This is a genomic window from Pseudoxanthomonas sp. 22568, assembly GCF_052044485.1.
Taxonomy (GTDB): Bacteria; Pseudomonadota; Gammaproteobacteria; order Xanthomonadales; family Xanthomonadaceae; genus Pseudoxanthomonas_A; species Pseudoxanthomonas_A beigongshangi.
Genome location: NZ_JBQENC010000005.1, coordinates 290,995 through 309,328, shown reverse-complemented (window position 1 = coordinate 309,328; position 18,334 = coordinate 290,995). Strand labels below are relative to the sequence as shown.

17 protein-coding genes are annotated in these 18,334 nt (G+C 67.9%); 13 read left to right on the top strand and 4 right to left on the bottom strand.

The features are described from left to right. The first annotated feature begins 93 nt into the window (after positions 1 to 93). Genes ACTJI2_RS08945 through ACTJI2_RS08935 form a run of 3 tightly spaced genes read left to right on the top strand, consistent with a single transcriptional unit; the run spans position 94 to position 3,591 of the window. Positions 94 to 1,599 (top strand): serine hydrolase, encoded by a 1,506-nt coding sequence (locus tag ACTJI2_RS08945; protein ID WP_440841851.1) that lies wholly within the window; start codon positions 94 to 96, stop codon positions 1,597 to 1,599. A 4-nt stretch (positions 1,600 to 1,603) separates the two neighbouring features. Then, positions 1,604 to 2,314, top strand: coding sequence for a M15 family metallopeptidase (locus ACTJI2_RS08940; RefSeq protein WP_318289419.1), 711 nt, complete (start codon positions 1,604 to 1,606; stop codon positions 2,312 to 2,314). Next, positions 2,311 to 3,591: an NAD(P)/FAD-dependent oxidoreductase gene (locus ACTJI2_RS08935; RefSeq protein WP_318288232.1), complete on the top strand. Its 1,281-nt coding sequence runs from the start codon at positions 2,311 to 2,313 to the stop codon at positions 3,589 to 3,591. The genes ACTJI2_RS08940 and ACTJI2_RS08935 overlap by 4 nt, the downstream gene beginning before the upstream one ends. 9 nt (positions 3,592 to 3,600) lie before the next feature. Here the strand turns inward: ACTJI2_RS08935 and trmL are convergent, their stop codons facing one another. From trmL to ACTJI2_RS08920, 3 genes are all read right to left on the bottom strand, one after another. After that, positions 3,601 to 4,077, bottom strand: coding sequence for a tRNA (uridine(34)/cytosine(34)/5-carboxymethylaminomethyluridine(34)-2'-O)-methyltransferase TrmL (gene trmL, locus ACTJI2_RS08930; RefSeq protein WP_440841850.1), 477 nt, complete (start codon positions 4,075 to 4,077; stop codon positions 3,601 to 3,603). A gap of 329 nt (positions 4,078 to 4,406) precedes the next feature. Then, positions 4,407 to 4,799 carry a hypothetical protein gene (locus ACTJI2_RS08925; protein WP_183640293.1) on the bottom strand — a complete coding sequence of 131 codons (393 nt, stop codon included), beginning with the start codon at positions 4,797 to 4,799 and terminating at the stop codon, positions 4,407 to 4,409. A gap of 420 nt (positions 4,800 to 5,219) precedes the next feature. Beyond that, positions 5,220 to 5,924, bottom strand: coding sequence for an SDR family oxidoreductase (locus ACTJI2_RS08920; RefSeq protein ID WP_440841849.1), 705 nt, complete (start codon positions 5,922 to 5,924; stop codon positions 5,220 to 5,222). Positions 5,925 to 6,038: 114 nt separating this feature from the next. Here ACTJI2_RS08920 and ACTJI2_RS08915 point away from each other — a divergent pair, with 114 nt between their 5' ends. The 4 genes from ACTJI2_RS08915 (at position 6,039) to ACTJI2_RS08900 (ending at position 11,665) form a co-directional block, all read left to right on the top strand. After that, positions 6,039 to 8,918 carry a M16 family metallopeptidase gene (locus ACTJI2_RS08915; RefSeq protein ID WP_318288234.1) on the top strand — a complete coding sequence of 960 codons (2,880 nt, stop codon included), beginning with the start codon at positions 6,039 to 6,041 and terminating at the stop codon, positions 8,916 to 8,918. A 143-nt stretch (positions 8,919 to 9,061) separates the two neighbouring features. Further along, positions 9,062 to 9,376, top strand: a complete 315-nt coding sequence (locus ACTJI2_RS08910) for a DUF4156 domain-containing protein (protein WP_183640300.1) — start codon at positions 9,062 to 9,064, stop codon at positions 9,374 to 9,376. A gap of 312 nt (positions 9,377 to 9,688) precedes the next feature. Next, positions 9,689 to 10,705 (top strand): 3-oxoacyl-ACP synthase III, encoded by a 1,017-nt coding sequence (locus ACTJI2_RS08905; RefSeq protein WP_183640303.1) that lies wholly within the window; start codon positions 9,689 to 9,691, stop codon positions 10,703 to 10,705. A 66-nt stretch (positions 10,706 to 10,771) separates the two neighbouring features. Next, complete coding sequence (locus ACTJI2_RS08900; protein ID WP_440841848.1) at positions 10,772 to 11,665, top strand: alpha/beta fold hydrolase; 894 nt, start codon at positions 10,772 to 10,774, stop codon at positions 11,663 to 11,665. A 26-nt stretch (positions 11,666 to 11,691) separates the two neighbouring features. Here the strand turns inward: ACTJI2_RS08900 and ACTJI2_RS08895 are convergent, their stop codons facing one another. After that, positions 11,692 to 12,123 (bottom strand): YkgJ family cysteine cluster protein, encoded by a 432-nt coding sequence (locus ACTJI2_RS08895; protein WP_183640309.1) that lies wholly within the window; start codon positions 12,121 to 12,123, stop codon positions 11,692 to 11,694. A gap of 100 nt (positions 12,124 to 12,223) precedes the next feature. Between ACTJI2_RS08895 and oleC the strand changes: the two genes are divergently transcribed. From oleC to ACTJI2_RS08865, 6 genes are all read left to right on the top strand, one after another. Next, a complete protein-coding gene (oleC, locus tag ACTJI2_RS08890; RefSeq protein ID WP_440841847.1) occupies positions 12,224 to 13,870 on the top strand; it encodes an olefin beta-lactone synthetase in 1,647 nt (548 codons plus the stop codon). Further along, positions 13,867 to 14,880, top strand: a complete 1,014-nt coding sequence (gene oleD, locus ACTJI2_RS08885; protein ID WP_440841846.1) for a 2-alkyl-3-oxoalkanoate reductase — start codon at positions 13,867 to 13,869, stop codon at positions 14,878 to 14,880. The genes oleC and oleD overlap by 4 nt, the downstream gene beginning before the upstream one ends. 61 nt (positions 14,881 to 14,941) lie before the next feature. After that, on the top strand, positions 14,942 to 15,100 hold the full coding sequence (locus tag ACTJI2_RS08880) for a DUF1328 domain-containing protein (protein WP_141454537.1): 159 nt from the start codon (positions 14,942 to 14,944) through the stop codon (positions 15,098 to 15,100). A gap of 51 nt (positions 15,101 to 15,151) precedes the next feature. Further along, complete coding sequence (locus tag ACTJI2_RS08875; protein ID WP_183640322.1) at positions 15,152 to 15,793, top strand: ubiquinone biosynthesis accessory factor UbiJ; 642 nt, start codon at positions 15,152 to 15,154, stop codon at positions 15,791 to 15,793. Further along, complete coding sequence (gene ubiB, locus ACTJI2_RS08870) at positions 15,790 to 17,448, top strand: ubiquinone biosynthesis regulatory protein kinase UbiB (protein ID WP_440841845.1); 1,659 nt, start codon at positions 15,790 to 15,792, stop codon at positions 17,446 to 17,448. The genes ACTJI2_RS08875 and ubiB overlap by 4 nt, the downstream gene beginning before the upstream one ends. A 124-nt stretch (positions 17,449 to 17,572) precedes the next feature. Continuing rightward, positions 17,573 to 18,325 carry an N-acetylmuramoyl-L-alanine amidase gene (locus tag ACTJI2_RS08865; protein WP_183640334.1) on the top strand — a complete coding sequence of 251 codons (753 nt, stop codon included), beginning with the start codon at positions 17,573 to 17,575 and terminating at the stop codon, positions 18,323 to 18,325. The last annotated feature ends 9 nt before the right edge of the window (positions 18,326 to 18,334 follow it).

The following is an 18,334-nucleotide window of genomic DNA, read 5'->3' as shown; positions in this document are numbered from 1 at the left end:
GATCNCGGGCCGGCCGCATGCCCGATGGACATATTCCCATCTCACAGCCGGAAGCTTCGCTCGCTTCCCTACCTGGTGCTGGCGGGCCTTTTCTTGTGTTCGACCACGAAGGCTTCCGACCTGTTCGAGCATGCCTTTTCGGACACCTATGCGCGCTATGCGTTGCCTGGCATGGCGGTGGCGATAATCGAAGACGGCAAGGTCGTCTACCAGCGCACCGAAGGCGAGCTGGCCGTGGGCACTGGCCAGCACATCAACCCCGACACCCTCTTCAAGATCGCGTCCAACAGCAAGGCCATGACCGCCGCCGTGCTGGCCCGGCTGGTCGATCAGGGAAAGCTGGAATGGAACGATCCGGTCACCAAGTACCTGCCGCAGTTCCGCATGAACGATCCGTGGGTGACGCGGAACATGCAGGTGCGGGATCTGCTGATCCACAACAGCGGCCTGGGTCTTGGCGCCGGGGATTTGATGCTGTGGCCGGAGCCCAATGACTTCACCCGTCGGGACATCATCGCCGGGCTGCAACATCTCAAGCCGACCCACGGCTTCCGTTCGCACTATGCCTACGACAACCTGCTGTACGTGGTCGCTGGCGAAGTGGCGGCGGCGGCGGGCGGTGCGCCTTATGACGTTCTGGTGCGGAAGGAGCTTTTCGAACCACTGGGAATGACCCGCTGCCAGGTTGGCGAGTGGAACCGCGAAAAGGTTGGCAACGTCGCCCAGCCGCATATGCGCACCGCCGCGGGCAATGTACCGATTCGCGAAGACGGCGCCATCGTTCCCGACATCACCTCGATGGCCGCCGGCGGCATCCGCTGCAGCCTCAACGACATGCTGACCTGGATGCGCACGTGGCTGTCGCCGGAACGACAACCGGCTTGGCTCAGCGCCGAACAGCGGCGCGCGGTGTGGACGGCGCACATGCCGATGCCGGTTTCCGCGCGGATGCGCGAGTGGGACAACAGCCACTTCTCCGCCTACGGCTATGGCTGGCGCCTGTCCGATGTCGACGGCGTCTGGAAGGTCGCGCACACCGGCACGCTGGCCGGCATGTATTCCTCGGTCATCCTGCTGCCGGACAGGAAAGTCGGCATCGTCATCCTGATCAATGGCGAAGGCGAGGACGCCCGCTCCGTGTTGGGCGAAGTGTTGACCAAGCACTACACCGCACCCGCGCAGAAGGTGTCGGTGGCCCACTACGCCGAGGCCATCGCGCGCGAGGACGCGGCGATACCGGCGCAGAAACGCAAACCGGACACCTCCGCGCGTCGACCCGCGACCGGAACGGAACTGGCGGGACAGACGGGGCGATACCGTGATCCGTGGTTCGGCGAAGTAGCCCTGTGCATGAAGGACGACGGCGTGAGATTCCAGTCGGCGCGTTCGCCGATGCTGGCGGGCCGGGTGATGAAGGTCGGTGACCGTTGGCTGGTGGACTGGGACGATGACAGCGTCGACGCCGAGCCCTGGCTGGCGTTTCATCCGGCCACGGCGGGGACGCCGCCACGCATGACCCTGTCCCACGTCGATCCCGACGCCGATTTCAGCTATGACTATGCGGACCTGGATTTCCAGCGGACCGGCGGATGCGATTGACATGATGCGTCTCGGCAAGTCGTTGTGTGTGGGCCTGCTGGTGATCGCGGGCGTGGCTTCCGCCCGGGCCGGCGAGGTGACGGTGTCGACGGCGACGCGCTTCGACCAGGTCGATCTGGTCGACGTGGGCGAGCGGATCCCGCTGGCGACCCTGGAAATCCGCTATGCAGGTGACGACAACTTCGTTGGCCGGACCGTGGACGGTTACCAGGCGCCGAAGTGCTATCTGCTGCGGCCGGCGGCCGAAGCGCTGCAACAGGTGGCGACGGATCTGGCCGCCGACGGCTATCGCCTGCGCCTGTTCGATTGCTACAGGCCGGTGCGCGCGGTGAAGGATTTCGTGCGCTGGGCGCGGGATCCGGCGGATCAGCGCACCAAGGCGCGCTTCTATCCGAACCTGGACAAGTCGAAGCTGCTGGATGGCTACATCGCCGAGAGTTCCGGCCACAGCCGCGGCGCCACGGTGGATCTGGGCCTGGAAAGATGCGAGCGCGCGCGCTGCGAGTTGCTGGACATGGGGACCGGATTCGATCACTTCGATGCCCTGGCCAACACCGACGACCCGCGCATCGGTGGTGAGCAGAAAGCCAACCGCCAGCGCCTGCGTGCGGCAATGGAGCGGCGCGGTTTCCGCAATTACCCGCTGGAATGGTGGCACTACACCTTCCAGCCGGAACCCACGCCCACCACCGCCTACGACATACCGGTGCAATGAGTTCCGATTCCTGGCGGCCCCCGCCGCGCGTCATCGACGTCGCGGTGATCGGGTGCGGCATCGTTGGCCTGTCGGTGGCGTTCCAGTTGCAGCGCCGCGGCCTGTCCTGCCTGCTCATCGATCCGCGTGGTCCGGCAGGCGACGCGTCCCATGGCAATGCAGGTGCGGTGTCGGTCGGCAACCTGATGCCGCAGTCGATGCCGGGCATGCTCCGGCCCGCGCTGCGCGGGCTGGGCGATCCGCTGGCGCCCTTCAAGCTCGACGCGGGTGCGTGGCCGCACTACGCCGGCTGGTTGTGGCGGTTCCTGCGGGCGGGCCGCGCGCAGCAACTGCCGGCGATCATCGATGCGACCCAGGCACTCAACCAGGGCGCGCGTACCGCGTGGCTGGATCTGGCCGAAGCCATCGGCGCGACGGATCTGATCGGCCATACCGGTTATCTGCATGTCTACAGCGAGGACGCGACGTTCGAGCGCGCCGCCGGCGGGCGTGCCCACATGCAGCGGCACGGTGTCGCGTTCGATGTGCTGGACGCCGCGCAACTGCGTGCGCTCGAACCGGGCCTGGCCGATTTCGTGCGCCACGGCGTCCTGCAACGCGATTCGCTGTTCGTGCGCGAGCCAGGCGAGTTCTGTCGCCGGCTGTTCAACTGGCTGAGCGCCCGCGGCGCCGACATCCTGATCGCCAGCGCACGGGCCATCGAGCGGGAAGGCGCGGGCTACCGCGTGCGTACCTCGGGCGGTGACCTCCATGCCGATCAGGTCGTGGTCGCCGCCGGTGCGTGGAGCGGGACGCTGCTGCAGACGTTCGGCTTGCGCCTGCCATTGGCGGCCGCGCGCGGTTACCACGCCACCTATCCGCGACAGGATGGGGGCGTGCGCCGCCCCACGCTGTGGGCGGAACGCTACATGGTGGTGTCGCCGATGCGCTCTGGCGTGCGGGTCACCGGATTCAAGGAGATGACCGCGCCGTGGCGTCCGCCTCGCCCGGCCCTGATCCACGGCCTGGCGCCGCAGGCGCGTCGGTTGTTTCCGGCATTGGTCGGAGAACCCGCCTCGGATTGGTCCGGACTGCGGCCCTGCACGCCGGATTCGCTGCCCATCCTGGACCGCGTGGATGACGAGCGCATCTTCATCGCCACCGGACACGGCCACCTGGGATTGACCCAGGGACCGATCAGCGGCCAATTGATGGCGCGGATGATGACGGGCGAGGCGAATGCGATTGCGCTGGCGCCCTACGGCCTGGCGCGTTTCGGATCGTACGCGCGCCATTGAATCACCGAATCAGGCACCGCCCGGAAATCCCTGCTGGCGCCAGGCTTCGAACACCATCACCGCGACCGTGTTGGACAGATTCAGGCTGCGGTTGTCCGGACGCATCGGCAGACGCAGGCGGTGTTCGGCCGGTAGCGCGTCCAACACGTCCTGCGGCAGTCCGCGGGTCTCCGGACCGAACAGGAACGCGTCGCCCGGCTGATAGCGGGGCTGGTCGAACCGGGCCGTGCCGCGGGTGCTCAATGCGAACAGTCGCGCCGGCGCGAGCGCGGCCAATGCGGCGTCGAGCGAATCGTGGACCTGCAGGTTGGCGTATTCGTGGTAATCCAGGCCGGCGCGGCGCAACTGCCGATCGTCCAGATCGAAACCCAGCGGCCGGATCAGGTGCAGTCGCGCACCGGTGTTGGCGCACAGGCGAATGACATTGCCGGTGTTGGGAGGAATTTCCGGCTGGTAGAGCAGGACATCGAGGGAAAGCGCGGTCATGCGCGGATTCTACGGGCCGGACCGGAAGGTTCCCATGGATGCGGCGAGCGGAAGGGAGCCTGCCGCGATCCGGTGGGTGCCTGTCATGCTTTGGAGGGAAGCCGCATCGCGGGATGCGGCTTCCTTGTCCTGGCGACCGGGGGATCGCGGAAATCTTCGTGGCCGGATTCAACGGGAATCGACGGCTTCGGTGGTGCGGCCTGCGCGCGCGTCGCGGGACGGTGCGCGGCGGAAGTGCGGGTACTGCAGCGGCTGGAACGCGCTTTACCGGAGGATGGAGCGATGAAGCAGGTGGAAGCTTGAAGCGGTTGCGTGAATCAATCCGGTAATCAGCGCGCGGCCAGCTGCTGGGCCAGTACACCCGCCTGCACGGCGAACTGCTGCAGATCTTCCGCCGACGGGCGCACGGTGATGGTCGGCATGTCGACGATGCTGGCGGTCTGGGTGGCCAGGTAGTACGCCAGGTCGCGCGCATCAGGCGTCACGGTCACGGCCGGCAGGTTCACCACCTTCGCATCCTTGTAGGTCAGGTAGTGCGCCAGGTCGGCGGCTTCGGGCTTGACGGTCACGGCCGGCAGGTCGACCACGTGGGTGCTGGCCGGAGTGGCGGACTGCGCCTGGAGGTTGTTGTCGGCGTAGCTGTTGGCCGACAGGACCATGGAACCGGCACACAGCGCGAACACGGCGGCGGCGGTCAGCGGGAGCAGGGTCTTGGTGTTCATTGTTTTGCCTCTGTAGTGATGTTGTGGGGTGGTGTGGTAGTAAGGTAGTACACCTAATCAGACAGATCAAGCGGAACTTGTGTTTGCAGTTCCTTTGTTCAGCGTTTAGTCAGGATTGCTTGGGTTGCTGCTGTTCGCAATTGAAGTAAAGCAGGACTCGTGCCAACTGCAAATTATTGATTCAAAAGGAAATCCGTTTCTTTCTTCGTGTCCGTGTCCGGCCAGTGTCCGGGTGGCGCCGTCCGTTTTCTGGTTATCAGGACGTGCCTGGCGGCGGGATGTGACCTCCAACACGCCCTTCCCACCGTCATCCGGTCATTTCCGGGACTTGCTGGTTTGGATGCCGTTTAGGCGGAAACGGTTGCGCTGGGGCCGGTTCCGTTGGCGCAAGTTCAACCGGGCACATCCATCAGGGCACGTTCACCAGGGCAGCGGCTGGCCCTGCCAGTCGAAGAAGCCGCCGGATTGCCCGGGCGACAGTTGATGGATCACGTGCAGCAGGCCGGCGACCGATTCCTGCGCGGAAAGCGCGGCCTGCGCACCGCCCATGTCGGTGCGGACCCAGCCCGGGTGCAGCGCGACCACCGTGATGCCCCGCGTCGCCAGCGCCTGGGCCAGCAGCGAGGTCGCCATGTTCTGCGCGGCCTTGCCCATCGCGTAGCTGGGCGTGCGGAATTCCTGCCGCAGCGCGATGGAACCGACTTCCGAGGAAATGTTGGCCACGATCGCGCCGTCGGCCAATTGCGGGGCCAACGTCTGGGTCAGCAGGAACGGGCCGGCGGCATTGGTGCGGAAGCTGGTTTCCAGATCCGAAGCATGGACCTGGCCGAAGCGCTCGCCGCCACGCAGGACGCCGGCATTGTTGATCAGCAGATCCAGCGGCTGCTCGTCGGTCACCAGGGCGATTTCGTTGGCGAGTGCAGCATGCGTGCGCGGCTCCGCCAGATCCAGCGGCAGTACCAGCAGGCGGCCGGGGTGCTCCCCGGCCAGCAGGTTGAGCGCATTGGCCTTGCCGGGATGGCGGCAGGCGGCGACGACATGGTCGCCGCGGGCCAGCAACTGGCGGACGAACTCCAGCCCCAGCCCACGATTGGCGCCGGTGACCAGGCAGTGGCGACGATCCATGAGACACCTCGCTTTGAGGGGCACGTGCCATGAGGCCTAGTGTATGGCCCCCGCGACCGGGTTAGCATCCGGGGTTCTTGGGGAATCCCGTACCTGTATACAAGGAGTCACACGATGATCGCATCCCGTCGGCCGCGCGCCGCGCTGCTTGCCGTCGCCCTCGGCACCGCCCTTGGCGGCTTGGCCTACGCGCCGGTCCCCGCCCTGGCCCAGGCCAAACCGGCCGGCACCGACATCGTCATCCCCTACGAGGAGTTCACCCTGCCCAACGGCCTGCGGGTGATCGTGCACACCGATCGCAAGGCGCCGATCGTCGCGGTCAACGTCTGGTACCACGTCGGCAGCAAGAACGAGCAGCCCGGCCGCACCGGCTTCGCCCACCTGTTCGAACACCTGATGTTCCAGGGCAGCGAGAACCACAAGGGCGAGTTCTTCGAGCCCTTCGAGCTGGTCGGCGCCACCGATCAGAACGGCACCACCAACCAGGACCGCACCAACTACTTCCAGAACGTGCCGACCACCGCGCTCGACATGGCGCTGTGGATGGAATCGGACCGCATGGGCCACCTGCTCGGCGCGATCGACCAGAAGGCGCTGGACGAGCAGCGTGGCGTGGTCCAGAACGAGAAGCGCCAGGGCGAGAACCAGCCCTACGGTCGCCGCATCTACACCAAGATCTTCGAGGCCCTGTATCCGCCGGGTCACCCCTACAGCTGGCAGACCATCGGCTCGATGGCGGATCTGGACGCCGCCACCCTGGACGACGTGAAAACCTGGTTCCGCAGCTGGTACGGCCCGAACAACGCGGTGCTGGTGCTGGCCGGCGACATCGACCTGAAGACCGCCAAGGAAAAGGTCACCCGCTACTTTGGCGACATCCCGGCCAGCGCGACGCTGGCCGACATGAAGTCCAATATTCCCAAGCGCGCGCAGGACACCCGCGAGACGGTGCCCGACCGCGTGCCGCAGGTACGCATCTATCGCGCCTGGCCGGTCGCCGAAATGGGCACGCCGGACGCGACCCAGCTGGAGCTGTTCTCGCAGATCCTCGGCGGCAGCGCTTCCTCGCGCCTGGATGCCCGGCTGGTGCATGGCGACAAGATCGCCGACCAGGTCAGCACCTCGCCGTGGATGAGCGAGATTGCCGGTACCTTCATCGTCAGCGCCACCGTCAAGGATGGCGTGGATCCGGCCAAGGTCGAGAAGGTGCTGGACGAGGAAATCCAGCGCCTGATCAGCGAAGGCCCGACCGCCGCCGAAGTCGAACAGGCGCGCACCTACAGCCGCGCCGGTTTCGTGCGCGGCATCGAGCGCATCGGCGGATTCGGCGGCAAGTCCGACGTGCTGGCCTCCTGCACGGTCTACCAGGGCAAGCCGGATTGCTACCGCGACGAACTCGATGAATTGATGAAGGCCACCCCGGCCAGCATCCAGGCCGCCGCGCGCAAGTGGCTGGGCGCGGGTTCGCACACGCTGGTGGTGCAGCCCAGCGACAAGCCGCTGTCCTCGCTGCCGGAAACCGTGCTGGCCGCACCGGCGACCCGGCCGGCGGAAATCCCGGCGGTGGATCCGAAGTTCAAGACGGTCAAGACCGACGTCGACCGCAGCCAGGGCGTGCCCAAGACCACTTCGTTCCCGGATCTGAAGTTCCCGGCCCTGCACCGCGCCAAGCTGTCCAACGGCATGGAAGTCGTGCTGGCCGAGCGCCATGAAACGCCGGTCGTGCAACTGTCGGTGCAGTTCCCCGGCGGCTACACCGCGGACGTGGGCAAGAAGCTCGGCACCGCCAGCTTCACCATGCAGATGCTGGACGAGGGCGCGGGCGACTACAGCGCGCTGCAGTTCGCCGCACGCAAGGAGGCGCTGGGCGCCGAGTTGACCACCGGCGCCGGCCTGGACAGCGCCTCGGTCGGCCTGTCGGCGCTGAGCGACAAGCTGCCCGAATCGCTGGATCTGCTGGCCGACGTGCTGCGTCGTCCGACCTTCGACGCGGGCGAACTCGAGCGGGTGCGCGCGACCTGGATCGCCGGCATCAAGCAGGAGAAGGCGCGTCCGCAGACCGCCGCGCTGCGGGTGATGCCGCCGTTGTTGTACGGCCAGGGCCATCCGTACGCGATTCCGTTCACCGGCAGCGGCACCGAGGCATCGATCGCGTCGCTGACCCGCGATGATCTGGTCGCGTTCCAGCGCGACTGGCTGCAGCCGGACAAGGCCCGCGTGATCGTGGTGGGCGACACCACCCTGGCCCAGATCGTGCCGCTGCTGGAAGCCCGCTTGGGTGACTGGAAGACCGCGCCCAACGCGCCGGCGCTGCCGGCGGTGCCGGCCGTGGCCAAGCCGGGCGCGCCGCGCGTGTTCCTGATCGACCAGCCCGGCGCGATCCAGTCCAACATCTATGTCGGCCAGTTGATTCCGCCGACCGGCGACAAGGGCACGATCGATTTCGACTTCGCCAACGGCGTGCTCGGCGGCCAGTTCAGCTCGCGCCTCAACATGAACCTGCGCGAGGACAAGCACTGGGCTTATGGTTCCTACAGCGGCGCCACCAACACCCTGGGCCAGCGTCCGTGGTTCGCGCAGGCGGCGGTGCAGAGCGACAAGACCGTGGATTCGGTGAAGGAACTGAAGGCCGAGATCACCCGTTTCGCCACCGGCGAGGCGCCGGCCTCCGACGCCGAAGTCACCAAGATCCGCGCCAGCAACACGCTGGAGCTGCCGGGTGCCTATGAAACCGCGGCCGCGGTGATGGGCCAGGTGACCAGCAACCTGCGCTACGGCCGTCCGGACGACTACATCCTGACCTACAAGGCGCGCAACGAGGCGATCACCTCCAAGGACGTGACCGCGGCGGCGAAGACCCTGGAACCCAACGCGCTGACCTACGTGGTGGTCGGCGATCTGGCCAAGATCCAGCAGCCGATCCGGGATCTGAAGATCGGCGAGGTCACCGTGCTCGATGCCGATGGCAAGCCGGTGACGGCCGCCGGGAAGTAAGCTCCTTCGCGCCCCTTCCTTCTGGGGAGGGGCGCGTGGTTGCAGGATGTTCCGCACGCTTCCGCCGCCCGTGCGGCGGAAGCCACCCATGATTCATCCCGGCTGGGCGAGAATGCCCGCCGTTCCCGCACAGAGGCGAATCCATGCGCACTTTCATTCTCCTCGCCGCCGTCACCACCCTGGCGGCCTGCACCTGGGTGCCGCTGGCGCCGAACGCCAAGGGCATCCGGGTCGTCGCGGCCGGCGCCGCCCCCGCCAACTGCCAGAAGCAGGGCGAGGTCTCGGTCTCGGTCAAGGACAAGGTGGCCTTCTACGAACGCAACAACCTGCGCGTGCGCGATGAGCTGGAAACCCTGGCGCGCAACGAGGCACCGGGCATCCAGGCCGACACCATCCAGCCGCTGGGCGACCCCGCCAATGGCGAACAGCGCTTCGCGGCGTATCGCTGCGGACGCTGAAGTTCCTGAAAGGAACTACCGTTTGCCGTGCCGCCGGCGCTGTGCGGCGTCCGGATGAAGCCGCCGGTGGCCATCGCCGATGCCCGCTCCGGCAAGGGCCGGCCGGGCACCTGCAGTGCCTGTCGGCGGGTCGGAATGGGGCTGCCGCCACCTGGGCCGGGGCCCGCCCAAACGGCAGCGTACGGAAAATGTGATGGTCATCACGTAAAGTGCCCATTCGGCCTTCTGTCAGAACCTGCATAAAGATGCGGTGAAGTCCGGAAGCCGGTAACCTTGTCGCCCCCTTCGGCCTGAGCCTTGGCGCTACTTTCGATGCTCTTCAAGAACGTCTCCATCGCGGGACTGGCGCACGTTGATGCGCCGCACACGCTGACTTCCAAGGAAATCAACGAGCAGCTCAAGCCCACGCTTGAGCGCCTGGGCATCCGCACGGACGTGCTCGGCGACATCGCCGGCATCCACGCGCGCCGCCTGTGGGACGATGAGCAGCAGGCGTCCGACGTGGCGACGCTGGCGGCGAGGAAGGCGCTGGACGACGCCGGCGTGTCCGCCGATCGCATCGGCCTGCTGGTCAACACCTCGGTCAGCCGCGACTACCTGGAGCCGTCCACCGCCAGCATCGTGTCCGGCAATCTGGGCCTGAGCGAGAACTGCCAGAACTTCGACGTCGCCAACGCCTGCCTGGCCTTCATCAACGGCATGGACATCGCCGCCCGCATGCTCGAGCGCGGCGAGATCGACTACGCCCTGGTCGTGGACGGCGAGACCGCCAACCTGGCCTACAAGAAGACCCTCGAGCGGATGGTCGCGCCGGACATCACCGAGGAACAGTTCCGCAACGAGCTCGCTACCCTTACCCTGGGCTGCGGCGCCGCCGCGATGGTCATGGCGCGCGCCGAGCTGGTGCCGGAAGCGCCGCGCTACAAGGGCGGCGTGACCCGTTCGGCGACCGAGTGGAACAAGCTCTGCCGCGGCAACCTGGACCGCATGGTCACCGACACCCGCATGCTGCTGATCGAAGGCATCAAGCTGGCGCAGAAGACCTTCATCGCCGCCAAGCAGGCGCTGGGCTGGGCGGTGGACGAACTGGATCAGTTCGTCATCCACCAGGTCAGCCAGGTGCACACCGCCGCCTTCATCAAGGCGTTCGGCATCGATCCGAAGAAGGTGCTGACCATCTTCGGCGAGCACGGCAACATCGGCCCGGCCAGCGTGCCGATCGTGCTGAGCAAGCTGAAGGAACTGGGCCGGCTGAAGAAGGGCGATCGCATCGCCCTGCTGGGCATCGGTTCCGGGCTGAACTGCTCGATGGCCGAAGTGGTCTGGTAACACCGGCCCACTGACCTTTCCCGAGGGCCGGTTCGCCGGCCCTTTTGTTTACCGCGGCACCGTGCGATGAATCTTCCCGGCTACCCCTTCACTCCCCAGCGCTTCGAAGTCCGTCCCGGCCTGTCCATGAGCTACCTGGACGAAGGCCCGCGCGATGGCGAGGTGGTGGTGATGCTGCACGGCAATCCGTCGTGGAGCTATTACTGGCGGAATCTGGTGTCGGGGCTGAGCGATCGCTACCGCTGCATCGTGCCGGACCACATCGGCATGGGCCTGTCCGACAAGCCGTCCGACGAGCGCTACGACTACACCCTGCAATCGCGCGTGGACGATGTGGCGTCGTTGCTGGATCACCTGGGCATTACCGGTCCGGTGACGCTGGCCGTGCACGACTGGGGCGGCATGATCGGTTTCGGCTGGGCCCTCTCGCACGCGGATCAGGTCAAGCGGCTGGTGATCACCAACACCGCGGCCTTCCCGCTGCCCAAGGCCAAGCCGATGCCCTGGCAGATCGCGCTGGGCCGCGACTGGAAATTCGGCGCGTTCATCATCCGCGCGTTCAACGCCTTCTCTGGCGGCGCGTCCTACCTGGGCGTGGAGAAGAAGATGCCGGCCGAGGTGCGCCGCGCCTATGTCTCGCCTTACGACAGTTGGGCCAACCGCATTTCCACGGTCCGCTTCATGCAGGACATTCCGCTGGGTCCCGGCGACAAGGCCTGGGCGTTGCTGGAAGAAGCCGGCCGGCGCCTGCCGGAGTTCGCCGACCGGCCCGCGCTGCTGGGCTGGGGCCTGAAGGATTTCGTGTTCGACCAGCATTTCCTGGACGGCTTTCGCGCGGCGCTGCCGCGTGCGGAGGCGCACGCCTGGGACGACGCCGGCCATTATGTGCTGGAAGACAAGGCGGCCGAGCTGGTGCCGCTGATCCGCGACTTCCTGGAACGGCACCCGCTGGCCGGCTGAGCGCCGGCTACGCGCCGCTGTCCGCCTCAGGCCGCCCGTATCGGCGGCAGCGGCGTCGAGGGATCGTTGTCGTGATCGTCCGGATTGCTGTCGTCGTCGTTGGCCGCGCCGTCGCGCCAGCGCCAGTCCGCCGCGGTCAGCGCCGGCAGGCCCCAGGCGATGCGGGCCTTGTCGCACTGCGGACTGGCTTCGCCGAATTCCCATGACGCCGGCACATCGCGGCAGACGGTCGGTCGCTGCGGATGGATGCTGCAGCGCGAACGCACGCCGATTTCCGCGTCCAGCGCCACGCAGCGCGGCTTCTGCTCCCAGGTGCCCCGCATGACCACGCGATGCGGGTCGAACGGCTCGGTCAGTTCGGACGGCACCGGGCCGCCGAGGGCCGGGTCGGTTTCGCTCCAGTGGAAACTGACGCGGAAATAGGCGCAGCAGGCGCCGCAGGTCAGGCAGGGATGCATGGGAAAGGCTCGGGCGGTGCGCGAGGAGGGAGCAGGGGGTGCGGAATTGTGAGGCCTCTCTCGGCTGACGCAAGTACCGTCCAGCGGCGACAATGGGCGGATGACCGAACCCTGCAACATCGCCGCCTCCCTGCCGCGGCTGGCGCGCGAGCAGCCCGACCGCGTCGCGATGCGCTGCCCGGGCCGCGATGGCCGCTATGCCACTGAACTCACCTATGCCCAACTGGATGCCCGCAGCGATGCCCTCGCCGCCGGCCTGGGCCGCCACGGCATCGGCCGCGGCACCCGCACCGTGGTCATGGTCCGGCCCACGCCGGAGTTCTTCCTGCTGATGTTCGCCCTGTTCAAGGCCGGCGCGGTGCCGGTGCTGGTGGATCCGGGCATCGACAAGCGCGCGCTGAAGCAATGCCTGGACGAGGCGGCGCCGGAAGCCTTCATCGGCGTCCCGCTCGCCCAGCTCGCGCGCCTGCTGCTGGGCTGGGCGCGAAGCGCGCGCCGGATCGTCACCGTCGGTACGCGCTGGGGCTGGGGCGGCACCACCCTGGCCCGGCTGGAACGCGCGGGGCAGGGCGCCGGTCCGCAATTGGCGGCGACCGCGCCCGACGACGTGGCCGGCATCCTGTTCACCAGCGGCTCGACCGGCGTGCCCAAGGGCGTGGTGTACCGCCATCGCCATTTCGTCGCCCAGATCGAACTGCTGCGCGAGGCCTTCGCGATGCAGCCCGGCGGCGTGGACCTGCCGACCTTCCCGCCGTTCGCGCTGTTCGATCCGGCGCTGGGCCTGACCTCGATCATCCCGGACATGGATCCGACCCGGCCGGCCAATGCCGATCCGGAAAAACTGCACGCGGCGATCGCGCGGTTCGGCGTGACCCAGCTGTTCGGTTCGCCGGCGTTGATGAAGGTGCTCGCCGACCATGGCCAGCCCTTGCCGACGGTGCGCCGGGTGACCTCCGCGGGCGCGCCGGTGCCGCCGGACACGGTGGCGCGCATGCGCGCGCTGCTGCCGGACGACGCGCAGTTCTGGACACCCTACGGCGCGACCGAATGCCTGCCGGTGGCGGTCATCGAAGGGCGCGAGCTGGAAGCCACGCGCGAGGCCACAGAGGCCGGCGCCGGCACCTGCGTGGGCCGGCCGGTGCCGCCCAACCAGGTGCGCATCATCGGCATCGACGATGGCGCCATCGCCGACTGGGACGCGGCGCGGGTGTTGCCCACAGGCGAAGTGGGCGAGATCACCGTCGCCGGTCCGACCGCCACCGACACCTACTTCAACCGCGACGCCGCCACCCGGAATGCCAAGATCCGCGAGCGCCTGGGCGATGGCGGCGAACGCATCGTCCATCGCATGGGCGATGTCGGCTATTTCGACGGCGAGGGCCGGCTGTGGTTCTGCGGCCGCAAGACCCAGCGGGTGGAAACCGCCCAGGGACCGCGCTACACCGAACAGGCCGAACCGATTTTCAACACCCACCCGGACGTGCGCCGCACCGCGCTGGTCGGCGTGGGCGAACCGGGACGCCAGCGACCGGTGCTGTGTTTCGAACTGCTGCCGGAAGTCGCGGCGATGCGCCGCGACGCCGTGGCCGCCGATCTGCGCACGCTCGCGCAGCGCCATCCGCACACGGCGGGCATCGAGACCTTCCTCTGCCATCCGGGCTTCCCGGTGGACATCCGCCACAACGCCAAGATCGGCCGCGAGAAACTGGCGGTCTGGGCGACCCAGCAGCTGGAGCAGCGCGCATGAAGATCCTGGTCACCGGCGGCGGTGGATTCCTCGGCCAGGCCCTGTGCCGGGGGCTGGTCGAACGCGGCCACCACGTCATCAGCTTCAACCGAGGCCACTATCCCGCACTGGCCACGCTGGGGGTGGGCCAGGTGCAGGGCGATCTGGCCGATGCGCACGCGGTGATGCACGCGGCGGCCGGCGTCGACGCGATCTTCCACAACGCTGCCAAGGCCGGTGCCTGGGGCGCCTACCGGCTCTATCACCAGGCCAACGTGGTCGGCACCGAGAACGTGCTGGCCGCCTGCCGCCAGCATGGCATCGGCCGGCTGGTCTACACCTCCACACCCAGCGTGACCCATCGCGCCACCCATCCGGTCGAAGGCGGCACCGCCGACAGCGTGCCGTATGGCGAAGGCTTCAAGGCACCCTACGCCACCACCAAGCTGATCGCCGAGAAGGCGGTGCTGGCGGCGAACGGTCCGGCGCTGGCGACGGTGGCGCTGCGCCCGCGGCTGATCTGGGGGCCGGGCGATCAGCAGATCCTGCCGCGGTTGGTGGAACGCGCGAAATCCGGGCGCCTGCGCATCGTCGGCGACGGCAGCAACCGGGTGGACACCACCTACATCGACAACGCCGCGCAGGCGCATTTCGATGCCTTCGAACACCTGGCGCCGGGTGCACGCTGCGCCGGCAAGGCCTACTTCATTTCCAATGGCGAACCCAAGCCGATGGGTGAACTGCTCAACACCCTGCTCGCCGCGGCGGGCGCGCCGGGCGTGGACAGGCACCTGTCGTTCAAGGCCGCCTACCGCATCGGCGGGGTCTGCGAAGCACTGTGGACGGTGCTGCCGCTGAAGGGCGAACCACCGATGACCCGCTTCCTGGCCGAGCAGCTCAGCACCACCCACTGGTACGACATGACGCCCGCGCGCGAGGACTTCGGCTATGTGCCGAGGGTGTCCTTTAACGAAGGCATCACCCGGCTGAAGTCATCACTCCGCGACAACACCGCCATCACTTCTCCGTGACTCCGCGGACTCCAGCATGGACGTGCGCCGAATGGAGCGCGCCCGTGTTTCAGGAGATCCCATGCTGCGCTATGCCGTCATCTTCTTCGTTATCGCCCTGATCGCGGCGGTGCTGGGTTTCAGCGGTATCGCCGGCGCCGCCAGCAATATCGCCTGGATCCTGTTCGTCGTCTTCCTGATCCTGGCCATCATCTCCCTGTTCCGCGGCCGCAGCGTGTAGCACGCCGGTCCCGCGCGCGGCCGGGCGCGGGCGTATGGGTAGAATGGCGGCATGTCCGCCTCGCCCTTCGACCTGCTCAAGCCCTTCGCCGGCCGCGCGCTGGAAGCCGCGCTCAATCGCGCGCTGGCCCTGGATCCCGATACACGCGCCGGCCTGGCGCCACTGGAGGGCCGGCGCGTGGCGCTGGCGCTGGAATCGCCCGCGGTGGCGATGGAAATCCGGGTCGGCGGCGGCGAACTGCAGGTCGGCCCGGTCCATGAGGTCCACGAACCCGACCTGGCCGTGCGCGCCACCCTCGGTGGCGTCCTGTCGCAGCTGCCGTTCCTGCGCCGCGACAACGCCGCACCGGTGGGGCGCATGCGCATTTCCGGCGATGCCGATCTGGCGCGCCGCCTGCAGACGCTGGCCGAGCGTTTCGACCCGGACTGGCAGCAACCTTTCACGGCCGTATTCGGCGACATCCTGGGCGTGCAGATCGCCAACGCCCTTCGCACCGGACTGCGCCAGGCGCGCACCGCCGCGCGCGGATTCGCCGAGAACACCGCCGAGTACCTCACCGAGGAATCGCGCGATGTCGTCGCGCGCGCGGAACTGAATGCCTTCCACGATGATGTCGACGCGCTGCGCGACGACGTCGAACGGCTGGCCGCGCGCGTGCAGCGGCTGGCGGCCCGGCGCGGAGGCGCCGCATGAGGCCGGTGCTGCGCGCCAGCAAGATTGGACGGGTGCTGCTGCGCTACCGACTCGATGATCTGCTCGACGACACGCCCGCCGAGCGCTGGCTGAAACTGGCGCGCCCGTTCGTGCCGCGCGCCTCCGCCGAGATCGCCGCGCAGCCGCGCGGCGCGCGCCTGCGGCTGGCGCTGCAGGAACTGGGACCGATCTTCGTCAAGTTCGGCCAGATCCTGTCCACCCGCCGCGACCTGGTGCCGCCGGACGTGGCCGAGGAACTGTCGCTGCTGCAGGATCGGGTCAAGCCCTTCGACGGGGACGCCGCGCGCGCCATCGTCGAACAGGTGCTGGGCCGGCCGATCGGCGAGGCCTTCGCCCACTTCGATACCTCGCCGCTGGCGTCGGCCTCGATTGCCCAGGTGCATGCGGCGACCCTGCCGGATGGCCGCGAAGTCGTGGTCAAGGTGCTGCGTCCGGACATCGAGAGGCAGATCGCCGCCGACATCTCCCTGCTCAAGTCGGTCGCCGCGCTGGTCGAGCGCGCCCACCCGAGCGCCGACAAGATCCGCCCGCGCGAGATCGTCGCGGAAATCGAATCCACCCTGGCCGCCGAACTGGATCTGCAGCGCGAGGGCGCCAACGCCAGCGTGATGCGGCGTTTCTGGAAGGATTCCGACGATCTGTACGTACCGGAAATCATCTGGACGCACACCAGCGAGCGCGTGCTGACCATGGAGCGCGTGCACGGCATCCCGTCCGACGACGTGGCCGCGCTCGACGCGGCCGGCGTGGATCGACGCGCGCTGGCGGCCAAGGGCGTGCGGGTGTTCTACACCCAGGTGTTCCGCGACAACTTCTTCCACGCCGATGCGCATGCCGGCAACATCTGGGTCGACAGCGATCCGGTGCGCCGCGCCAATCCGCGCTTCATCGCCCTGGACTTCGGCATCACCGGGCAGCTCTCGCCGGAGGACCAGTACTACCTGGCCGAGAACTTCATGGCCATCTTCAACAAGGACTACCGGCGCATCGCCGAGCTGCATGTCGAGGCCGGCTGGATGCCGGCGACCGTGCGCATCGACGAACTGGAAGCGGCCGCGCGCGCGGTGTGCGAGCCCTACTTCACCCGGCCGCTGTCGGAAATCTCGCTGGCCGAGGTGCTGCTCAAGCTGTTCCGCACCGCGCAGAAATACGAGCTGACCCTGCAACCGCAGTTGATCCTGTTGCAGAAGACCCTGCTCAACATCGAGGGCGTCGGCCGCCAGCTGGATCCGCGCCTGGATATCTGGGCGGTGGCGCGGCCGGTGCTGGAGAAGATCCTGCTGGAGCGCTACAGCCCGCAGCGCGCGGTGCAGGAATTCCGCAAGCGGTTGCCGGAAATCATGACCCACGCGCCGGACATGCCGCGGCTGGTGCACGCCTGGCTGACCCAGCAGGTCGAGGGCAGGCACGAGCTGTCGATGCGCTCGCGCGATCTCGCCGATCTGGCGACGACACTGCGCGGCATGCAGCGCCGGATCGTCGCCGCGATCCTGGGCGTGGGCCTGCTGCTGGTGGCGGCGGTGCTGTACGGACTGGAAGCCGGCGGCCCGCGCATCTTCTCGGTGCCGGCCTCGGCCTGGATCGCCGGCATCGGCGGCCTGTGGGCGCTGCTGGCGGCCTGGCCGCGCCGGTGACCGGAAACCGGCTCCCCTGTAGGAGCGACGTAAGTCGCGACCGGATGCCCGCCGCGCTTTCGCGACTCACGTCGCTCCTACAACTGCTCCATGACGATCTTGGCAATCAGCGAGTGATGACCCGATGCGGAAACCGGTATTCCTGAAAGTATTGCTGGCGATGACGGTCCTGGCGCTCAGCGCCTGCACGCACGTACCGAAACCGGAACACAATCCGCTCGCGCACTGGGCGCCCTCGCCGAACCATGAAGCGCGCAGACCGATCCTGATCGTCATCCACGCCACCGAGCAGAACTCGGTGGCCGAGAGCCTGGAGACCCTGCGGACGGAGAATTCCGGCGGGCCGGTGAGCGCGCACTACCTGATCGGCCGCGACGGCGAGCGCTACCAGTTGGTCGCCGATGAACTGCGCGCCTGGCACGCGGGTGGCGGACGCTGGGGCACGATCACCGACGTCAACAACGTGTCCATCGGCATCGAGCTGGACAACGACGGGCGATCCGAGTTTCCCGCCGGGCAGATCGACAGCCTGATCGTGCTGCTGGAGGATCTGTGCGAGCGGCTATACATCCCGCGCACGCAGATCGTCGCGCATGCCGATTTCGCGCCTACCCGCAAGCAGGATCCGGGCACGCGCTTCCCGTGGAAGCGGCTGGCCGAAGCCGGCTTCGGCATCTGGCCGGCCGCCGACGCGCCACCGGCGCCGGCGGGATTCGATCCCTGGAACGCGCTGCGCCTGATCGGCTATCCGCTGACCGATCGCGCCGCCACCGTGCGCGCCTTCCATCGGCGCTTCCGCGGCACCGAGACCGACGTGCTGGACGATGAGGATCTGCGCATCCTGGCGTCGTTGGTGCGGCAGTCCACGGGCGAGTAAGCGGGTCGC

Bases quoted from the DNA above. Each gene is read 5' to 3' on its own strand.
- oleC (WP_440841847.1), top strand. From the start codon at position 12,224: ATGACCGAACCCTGCAACATCGCCGCCTCCCTGCCGCGGCTGGCGCGC.
- ACTJI2_RS08905 (WP_183640303.1), top strand. From the start codon at position 9,689: ATGCTCTTCAAGAACGTCTCCATCGCGGGACTGGCGCACGTTGATGCG.
- ACTJI2_RS08865 (WP_183640334.1), top strand. From the start codon at position 17,573: ATGCGGAAACCGGTATTCCTGAAAGTATTGCTGGCGATGACGGTCCTG.
- ubiB (WP_440841845.1), top strand. From the start codon at position 15,790: ATGAGGCCGGTGCTGCGCGCCAGCAAGATTGGACGGGTGCTGCTGCGC.
- ACTJI2_RS08895 (WP_183640309.1), bottom strand. From the start codon at position 12,123: ATGCATCCCTGCCTGACCTGCGGCGCCTGCTGCGCCTATTTCCGCGTC.
- ACTJI2_RS08915 (WP_318288234.1), top strand. From the start codon at position 6,039: ATGATCGCATCCCGTCGGCCGCGCGCCGCGCTGCTTGCCGTCGCCCTC.
- ACTJI2_RS08940 (WP_318289419.1), top strand. From the start codon at position 1,604: ATGCGTCTCGGCAAGTCGTTGTGTGTGGGCCTGCTGGTGATCGCGGGC.
- ACTJI2_RS08925 (WP_183640293.1), bottom strand. From the start codon at position 4,799: ATGAACACCAAGACCCTGCTCCCGCTGACCGCCGCCGCCGTGTTCGCG.
- oleD (WP_440841846.1), top strand. From the start codon at position 13,867: ATGAAGATCCTGGTCACCGGCGGCGGTGGATTCCTCGGCCAGGCCCTG.
- ACTJI2_RS08880 (WP_141454537.1), top strand. From the start codon at position 14,942: ATGCTGCGCTATGCCGTCATCTTCTTCGTTATCGCCCTGATCGCGGCG.
- ACTJI2_RS08910 (WP_183640300.1), top strand. From the start codon at position 9,062: ATGCGCACTTTCATTCTCCTCGCCGCCGTCACCACCCTGGCGGCCTGC.
- ACTJI2_RS08900 (WP_440841848.1), top strand. From the start codon at position 10,772: ATGAATCTTCCCGGCTACCCCTTCACTCCCCAGCGCTTCGAAGTCCGT.
- trmL (WP_440841850.1), bottom strand. From the start codon at position 4,077: ATGACCGCGCTTTCCCTCGATGTCCTGCTCTACCAGCCGGAAATTCCT.
- ACTJI2_RS08920 (WP_440841849.1), bottom strand. From the start codon at position 5,924: ATGGATCGTCGCCACTGCCTGGTCACCGGCGCCAATCGTGGGCTGGGG.
- ACTJI2_RS08935 (WP_318288232.1), top strand. From the start codon at position 2,311: ATGAGTTCCGATTCCTGGCGGCCCCCGCCGCGCGTCATCGACGTCGCG.
- ACTJI2_RS08875 (WP_183640322.1), top strand. From the start codon at position 15,152: ATGTCCGCCTCGCCCTTCGACCTGCTCAAGCCCTTCGCCGGCCGCGCG.